This is a genomic window from Tateyamaria sp. (assembly GCF_059783535.1).
This window is the reverse complement of the sequence record NZ_JBYNDP010000147.1, coordinates 1-8,516: the sequence shown is the minus strand read 5'-3', so window position 1 is coordinate 8,516 and position 8,516 is coordinate 1. Positions and strand designations below refer to the sequence as shown.

The following is an 8,516-nucleotide window of genomic DNA, read 5'->3' as shown; positions in this document are numbered from 1 at the left end:
GCGGCTCACCCAAAGATGTGCCGCACTTCCGGCAGAACGAACGATGATAGATGAATGGCAGCGCAGGCTGAACTGTCTCGATATACGCTTCGCCGGCAGTCAGCGTGAACTGCTCCCGCTCCACAAAAACAATTGTCGACGCGCCCAGCTTACGACAGCGTGAACAGTGGCAGGTACCCATCATCTTTGGTTGCCCCACAATGGCAAAGCGAACTGATCCGCACATGCAACTTCCCTTGATCTCCATCTGTGTTCTCCTCGTCTTCGTGATTGCACAACTGGTTTAACGACATCATGCTGACAGCATGGTGTCAGCATGGGTGGGGCACGCTGCCCCCAACCGATGGAGGCGCAAATGCGACGCGGCGACCGATTGTTTGAAATCATCGAAATTCTACGCCGGACGAGCGGTCCGATTTCGGCCGAAGCCATTGGCACCGAACTCGAGGTGACCAAGCGCACCATCTACCGTGACATCGCCGCCTTGATGGCCCAGCGCGTTCCTATCAGGGGCGAGGCAGGCGTCGGTTATGTTCTTGAACAGGGGTTTCACATGCCCCCGCTCATGCTTACCGCGGACGAGATTGAGGCGGCTGTGCTTGGTGCCCAATGGGTGCAAACACGGGGCGAGCCAGAACTCGCCCGCGCTGCCGAAAATCTGATCTCTAAGATCGCCGCAGTTGCACCGGACGACACCAAAAGCTTCTTTGTAGAGCCAACAACCGACGTAAGCCCCGCAGCACCACCCCCGGAGGTGCTCAGCGCTTCTGACATCCGCATGGCCATCCGCCAGCGACATAAGATCGCTCTGACATATGCCGACAGTACCGGGGCCACGACCGACCGTGTGATTTGGCCCCTTCTGATCGGCTACCGCGATGCGGGCCGGATCGTGGCGGCATGGTGTGAACTCCGACAGGCCTTTCGGTACTTCCGCAGTGAACGCATCGTCGCGGCAGAGGTGCTGATTGACAAGATCCCCCGCCGCATGGACGTCCTGAGAACCGAATGGCGCGCGGCCATGGACGCTGAACGTGAACGGTTTAGTGCACGACGATCCTAAGTGGAGACCGTGCTGCACAACAGAAGCAAAACCCGGTTTGCTTTCTCGGTAAACAGGTAGGCAGTCCAGCAGTTTAGTGCCGTTTCCCCAACCCAACGCGCTGCGCAAACTGCGCTATCTGAACCGAAATCCGCAACTCAGAACTTGGCAACGATGTTGATGAAAGCACCCCTGTCGTCAAAGGTCAGATCGGTGAGATCGTCACTGAAGTTGGTGAAGTTATAGCCAACGCCAAGTTTCACGTTCTTGCCCAGGTGGCGATAGATCGCGGCGAGACCACCCACTTCGGACACTCCAGCATCCCGCAGGTCAAGCGCACGCAATTCAAACAGAGCATCCCATTTGTTGACCACGTGCCAGCGCGTGTTGAGAATGGCAAGAACCGCATCGTTCGACGTGTATTCGGCATCCACGCTGTCCGCACTGTCGGTCAAGCGCGCGCCAAACTTCCCGCCGATGCTCCAGAACCTGTTGATGTCATATTCCGCATCCACGCTGAAAACATGTGATTGCTGGACCGGACCAGGGGTGTCACTTCCATCAACCTGCTGACCGAAACTGTCGTCCAGATACCGGTAGCGCAGCAGTACATTCAGACGTTCGTTGTAAATCGGACGATAGGCATACCCAAACGACAGATCGGTAAAGTCGCTATCAGGCGCAATGCCGCTGTTGCCATCGGTATCAGATACCTTGGCATAAAAGACCAATCGCTGGCTTTCATCCAACTTGTAGCTGCCAGATCCGGTAAACAGCCATGTATCGCTGTTTCGGTCTGAATTACTGCGGGTGCCATCCTCGTTCCGGAACTCAAGCCGCGCCTTACCTTCAAATTGTTCGCTCTGGTACTGCGCGCCCAGGGACAGTGCATAGCGGTCGAAGTCACCATTTACGCTGTCGCGCACTCGGCCCGTCTCGAAGGCGGTCACAAAAGAAAGACGCTCGGTTGGTTCATAGGTAACACCGTAGGCTGACGTTAGGCTCTCGTAGCGACCAAAGCGGTCAAACGCATTCTCTCCGAACATCGTGACGGTGCCGCTGACACGACGCTCTCCACCCGTGATGAAGCGCCCGCGCGAGCGGCCGGTATCGGAGCGGCTCAGACCCGAAATCTCGCGGCTCGGATCAAGCTCGTAACCGAAATAGGTGTTCCCCGCTTCTCCGCGATCATTCCTCAGCAGAATGCGACCCCCTGTGCCGCCATCCCCTTCGGAAAGTTCGCCCTCGATTTCCCATGTCTCGGCCCAACGGTAACTGCCCCCGACACCTATCCGGTCGTTTTCCTCAAGCGTGCCCGAAAGGCTCAGCGTCTCTTGTCCGTAGACGTACCACGTCAGATTGTCGTTGGGCTTGTAGGTCAAACGGACGACAGCGTCGGTCCGCTGCCCGTCACCCGAACCGGAGACACCCTCCCGGTCCAGATTCTCAAGTCCAAATCCAAGGGTCACACGATCCGTCAGAAGGTACTCGGCTTCGATCCCACCCTCGCGGTCCGTTTTGCCTCCATCCTGTTTGAAGCTGTCAAAGTAAAGAGCGATGCTCAGCCGCTCGGACACCTCGGCATCCAACGCAACGCCCCACAAGGTTTCATCCGCAGTGGTTGAATAGTCGAGGGTCGTGAACCCCTCGGACCTTTCCTCGAAATAAGCACTGATCGAACCCTCGGCAGCTAGCCCCAGATCACCAAGGGCTGCGCGGCCCTCAATCTTGTAGGCATCGCCTCGACCACCGCTAGCGGGTGTTTCATCAAACACAAGCCCGCCATCGGTCGATGTATCAAACCCAAAGCCCGGTCCATCCGACCAAGCGTATTCTGCACTCAGATACGTGTCCTCGTTCAACTGGTAGCGCAGATCGAGACCGTAGGAATCCTGTGTACCAAGCCCGGTTTCTTCGCTCTGGACGGTGGCACCCAGACGGAAACGATCTGCCGCCCAAACCTCCCCACGCAGACCGTAGGAAAACGCGTCAATGTCGCCAGCATCCGGGGTGAATTCATACTGCGCCACCAGATTGACATCAGCGGCACCGCCGACATCCGTCACAACCAGACCGTTGGACCCGGTGCCGGATTGCAGTGGCTCGCTAAGGGTGATGATGCCCTGGATGTAATTGATCGAGTAGTCGCGCCCCGCCACAAGAGACTGCGTTGAGATCACGCGCCCGGTGGTTGCATCGCGCACCTGCACCAACAGTGTTTCCGATCCGATGGTCAAATCCTGACGGCTCAGGAAATACACCGACCCACCTGTGCCACGGAACACGTCGCGTTGCGGAAGCGTGTCCTGCTGCGCGGCATAAGCGTCCAACTGCCAGACAGGCTCGCCCAGCGACGTTGTATTGGGGGACTCTAGATGCCCGCGCGCACCATAAAGCGTGCGGTCATTGCGCAGATACGTCGTGTTGGCAATGTCAGCTCGCCAATCACCCCAGACAGCGTAGTTGTTGTCTTTCTCGACCCGCAGATAGAATTTGCCAGAGGTCGGCGTGTCATCAACCAACGTGCTGTCATCGCCGTAGGTGGGGTACAAATCGTCCGGATCAAGCCGCAGGAACGTCGAACGTGGATCCCGTTCGTCCAAGTCCGAGAAAATGTCACTCAGATCGCCTTCACCGGTGTCAACTTGGGCCGTCAATTCGACCCCATTGGCATACCGACCATTGAAGTAACCTGCGATGCGTCCCCGCTCGTACGAGGTGCTCCCATCAAGGTCGCTGTCATTGTAGCCAAGCGTCAGATCAATCTGCGCCGTATAGAAGGACTCGGAGCGCGGAACTTCGACCTCGCGCACCACATCAACCGGCACAGCGCCAGGGCCTTGCACCTGCACTCCGATTGCATAGTCCCCCGGTGGCAGAATACGTTGAATGACGAACGCCCCGGACGGGTCAGGTTGCACAATTTCCCCCAGCGTCGTGACCTGCGCACCAGGTGCCACGCTGCTTCCTGATACGGTAACGGCGCCACCATGCACTGGAATACGGCGGCGGGTCGTCGCATCATTGCCGTCTTCCACCCCGTCTTCGAGCGCGCGATCGTCGCCACGGCTCAAGAATAACGGCGCAGTTTCATCGTATCTGCCATTGGCATCGTAAACGCGGTGAACGGCGACAATATTGTCAACCTCGGGAACTGTGACGGTCACCTGACCATTTGGTGATATGTCGTAGCGTCCAAGGGTTTCGGGGCCGCCACGTGCATTCTGATCCACGATCAGAACCTCACCGCGCGTCACAAACCCGGGGTAATTTAGTGCAGACTTTAGTGTCACGCTGTCGCCTGCACGCCGCTGACCATCCGCCCCTTCAATTTCCAGATCAAGGCGCGGCGTCACATCCAGCCCGTCGTACTGAACCCGGACGTCTGCCTGTTCCAGCACCTCGTCCACCTTTTTGATCTGGCGTTCGAGCGCAGGGTCGTCACCTGCCACCTTGTCCCCGTTCAGAGTGATGACAAACCCGCCATCCTGCGCAAGTGCGGGCAGCGCTGAGCTACCAAGAAGAAGGGCGGATGTTGCGATAAACCGTTTCATGTCCGCACCCCTCACTGCAACCGCCGGACGGACCGGTCGACATCAAGCCGATAGGTCCCCCTGCCCCGCCACGCCTGTCGCAAGGCATCTTCGGTGGCCCTGAGACGAGTACGCGCCGTCTCAACACTTTCGTCACCGCGGTAGTATCGAAGCTGGATGGCGGAAGGTTCTTGCCGGATTTGTTCGACCAAACCCTCAAGGCCCTTGATCAGAGCTGCATTTGGCCCGTCCCCCGAGAAGGCCCCGGCCGTCAGGTCAATCTCGACCAGATTGCCCAGCCGCGCACCAAAATTCAGCTCGGCCAGCTTGCCTGCTGTCACGCGGATCACGCGCGGGTTTTCCGTCGTTACACGGTAGCCTGTGGGCAAGGTCCGATCGTCCAGCTTCAGCTGGAAATTCGACCCGATTGAACCATCAGGCAGCAAGGCACAGGGGACGTTGAAGCGCCCGTACTTGTCCGTCGTGATAATGTCGCCGCGCGGCGTTACCAGTTTCACGCCAGGCAGGCCCGGCTCACCACCATCGGCCTTGATTTCGGCAGGCGTCAGTTTCTCAAGCGCCCGCTGCGCCGCATAGGAATTGGCCAGACGCCTTAGCGTCTCGGGCGGGTCCTGATATCCATCGCCATTCACATCATCAAAGACCTTGCCGATGATGTCACCGCAATCAAAGACCGCCTCGGGTGTGACCCGTATCGCCGCAGTTGCGGTGTTTGACTCGCGCGCGCCTGTCGGTCCAAGAGCGAATGCGCGGTTGATGTATTCGCCCGCCCCACCTGTCAGTCGAGCACTCAGGCGGATCGTCACCACCTCTGCCGGAGCAAGTGTCTGGTCCGGCCACATGACAGAACGACCATTCATCACCGGTTCAGGCGTCGATGCGCCGTTGAACGTTGCCGACCCTGGAAGGAACAGAAGGCCTGGTGGCAATTGATCCACGAGTGTCAGCCCGCTTTCTGCAGTGGTGTTCCTGTTTTCAAAGGTCAGCTCGAAGGTCACAACCGAACCGCGCTGCAAGACGCCACTGTTGGTCGCGCGCTTTGTTGCCACGATGTCCGATGTCGGCTCACTGCTGGCAACGGCGGCGGATGCGGTCACAGCAGCGGTGATCCGGTCGGATGTCAGCGACGCCGTGTTGGTCCCTGAGGGTGATCCGGCTGCTGTGTCATATTGCACTGCGATCGTGACAGTAGCCGTTTCACCTGGGGCCAGCGACGTCCCTGCGCTTAGCGTGTTAGTGTCCGTCTGCCCATCAAACGCGCCATTGGCGCCTCCAGTGGTAAAGCCCGAGGCAACCGGTGCCCCCACGGTGACAAGCGTCGATGGCGCGACGAAAGCCGTCATGTCGTCGGTCAAAACCAGATCGGCTTGCGTCACGTTACCGGTGTTTTCTAACGTGATGGTAAAGAGGACCTCAAAGACCGATCCCGAGACGCGCGTCGGCACATTCGCCGTCTTTGTCAGAACAACCGTCGGAACCGCTGCAATCGGAATCAGAGTCGGATCATCCAACACGTTCCCATCGGTATCGTCCCCATCGTCCGAACTGTCCGTCACTGGCAAACCCAGTGGATCGTTGCCGGTCGCGGCAAAGATGTTCTGGATCCCGCCCGCGTCGAAATCCTCTTGCGTCAACGTATAGGCCACGCTAACAGTTGTTGTTTCACCCGCCCCCAGTTCGGCAAATCCCGCAAGCGGCGGCGTATCAGGGGCGAGAGTCGTCCCATCCAACCGCGTCAGCGTGTCGGTGAACACCAGATCGCGCAGGGTCACGTTGCCGAGGTTTTCGATCAGGATGTCGAAGGTGACGGTTTCACCTGGCGCGGTTGGTTCAACGGTCTGGCTGCCAGAGGTTTTGGTCACCACCAGCTCAGGCATCGGCTGAATTGTCAGAACAGTTGGATCATCAGTGGTGTTGCCATCGGTATCGTCGCCGTTGTCACCGGTGTCGCTGACCGGCACATTGCCCGGCCCCGGGCCGGTGCCCGACACAACAACCACGTTCGACAATCCGCCCGCGTCCACATCTTCGGTCGTCAAGGTGTACGAAACACGCCAGACCGCCAAACTGCCCGGTGCCAGCGGATCGGCAATGGCCCCAACCGGAGTCGCGGGCTGCGTGCCAATCACCTCACCATTGGCACGGCTCAACGTGTCGGCAACTGCAAGACCCGAGATATCGACGTTTCCGGTATTGGCTGCCCGTATTTCGAAGACGACTGCGTCGCCCGCCTCACTGCCAGTCGTCACAACTGTCTTGGTCACGTCCAGTCGCGGATTCGACGTGATGTCGACAACTGTTGGATCGTCGGTCGTGTTGCCATCACCGTCGTTGCCATTGTCTGACGTATCGCTGACCGATCCCGTACCTGTAGGCCCATCTGCCGTGACTGTCGCGGTATTGCTGACCCCACCTGCATTGATGTCCGATTGAGAGAGCACGTAGGTCGCGGAATACTCCCAGACCTCATCCACATCGAGCAGGTCATCGCCATTAGCATCCCCCGTCACGAAGGTGAACGGCGTGGTCAGGAACGTGGGTGCACCTGTGTTGATGCGGGTCATCGTGTCGGTGATACCGGTGACCTCAACAGTCACATTGCCCACGTTCTCCACCCTCAGCGTATAGGTGATGGTCGACCCCGGAGTTACGCGTGGCACATCTGCCGTCTTGGTGACTTCCAACGCCGGTGTGCGTGCAGGTCCTGCCGTGGTCAGCATATCCTCGACCGTCACTGTGCGGGTGTTCAGCAGATCGCGGGCAGTGACTTCGGCCGTGTTTTCGATGCTCCCGCGATCCACATCCTCTTGGGTCACAGTGTAGAGAGCGGCACAGCTTGTCCCGTCGACGGCGCCGGGATCAAGCGTGTCAATCACGCAGCTGAAGCCGGGGATCAGCGGGTCCGTGACCGTTGCGTCAGCCAAAGTGAAGCGTGACGTGTTTTCAACCTCGAACCCATAAGAAACCGTGCTGCCCACCGCTCCAAACGGCGTGGGGGTGGCGGTTTTGGACAATGCAAGGCTGAGTGGTTCAGTCAGCGGTCCAGGAACAGTAACGCTGCTGGTGTCTGGCGTGACTGCCGTACCGGTTGGATCAATCGCCTCTGCCGTGGCCGTGTTGCTGAGAGTGCCGTTATCAACGTCCTCTTGCGTCACCAAGTAGTCACCAGAACAGGTCAGATCTTCGCCTGGTGCCAACGTGCCAGCTTCGCAAACCAGCGCCGGGATCAACGGGTCCGTTACGCTCACATCTGTCAGCGTCTGGTTGCCCGTGTTGCTCAGTACAAAGTCGAATGTGATCGTGTCGCCCACATTGGCGAATGACGGTGCAGCGGTAGATTTCACCAACTCGATCATTGGATCGCTTGCGGCAGGCGTTGTCACGCTTGAAACGTCCGAGATCACCGGCGCAGTCAGACCGGATGCACTTGTTTCAGCGATGGCTTCGTTAAAGACTTCGCCCGCGTCCAGATCCTCTTGGGTGACCTCATATGACTGCAGAAGGTCGGTTTCACAGGTCACCGTTTCACCGGGTCGGAAATCGGGGTCAGCGCCTGTGCTGGTGAAGCAGACCAACGGCGCCGCGAGAAGCGCGTCGTTGACCACAACGTCATTTACAAAGGCCAAGCCGCCGGAGTTGGTGACAGTGAACCGATAGAACAGGCGATCACCGACCGTTTCGAACCCGCCCGTCCGCACGGTGGCGCCGGTGGCATCAGTGACCTGAACCAGTTCCTTGGTCACATCCAATGCCGGCGTGCCGGCATTGGGAATGGTTTCTGTCACTTGCGGGGATGTGGTGGTGCCATCCGTTGCTGATGCTAGGTTCGTCACCGACGTTAGATCAACATCGCCAACGGTCACGGTATAGCTGCCGGTACAGACATACGTATCGCCGGGCGCGATGCCATCCGTCGGGAA

General features: G+C 58.7%; 4 protein-coding genes. 1 reads left to right on the top strand and 3 read right to left on the bottom strand.

Going from position 1 to position 8,516, the window contains the following annotated elements; all coding sequences use genetic code 11:
* The coding region (locus AC6RA8_RS19255; protein WP_500354960.1) for a GFA family protein at positions 1-247 on the bottom strand (247 nt) is incomplete at its 3' end.
* A 108-nt stretch (positions 248-355) separates the two neighbouring features.
* Here AC6RA8_RS19255 and AC6RA8_RS19250 point away from each other — a divergent pair.
* A complete protein-coding gene (locus AC6RA8_RS19250; RefSeq protein WP_500354958.1) occupies positions 356-1,063 on the top strand; it encodes a helix-turn-helix transcriptional regulator in 708 nt (235 codons plus the stop codon).
* 137 nt (positions 1,064-1,200) lie between these two features.
* On the opposite strand, the gene AC6RA8_RS19245 is transcribed toward AC6RA8_RS19250, so the two are convergent.
* Entirely contained in the window at positions 1,201-4,596 is a 3,396-nt protein-coding gene (locus tag AC6RA8_RS19245; RefSeq protein ID WP_500354957.1) for an RHS repeat domain-containing protein, read from the bottom strand.
* Positions 4,597-4,607: 11 nt separating this feature from the next.
* Positions 4,608-8,516, bottom strand: a 3,909-nt coding sequence (locus AC6RA8_RS19240; RefSeq protein ID WP_500354956.1) for a CLIPPER-2 domain-containing protein, incomplete at its 5' end; no start/stop codon positions are given.

Coding starts and splice junctions, on each gene's coding strand:
- AC6RA8_RS19250 (WP_500354958.1), top strand. CDS start 356: ATGCGACGCGGCGACCGATTGTTTGAAATCATCGAAATTCTACGCCGG.
- AC6RA8_RS19245 (WP_500354957.1), bottom strand. CDS start 4,596: ATGAAACGGTTTATCGCAACATCCGCCCTTCTTCTTGGTAGCTCAGCG.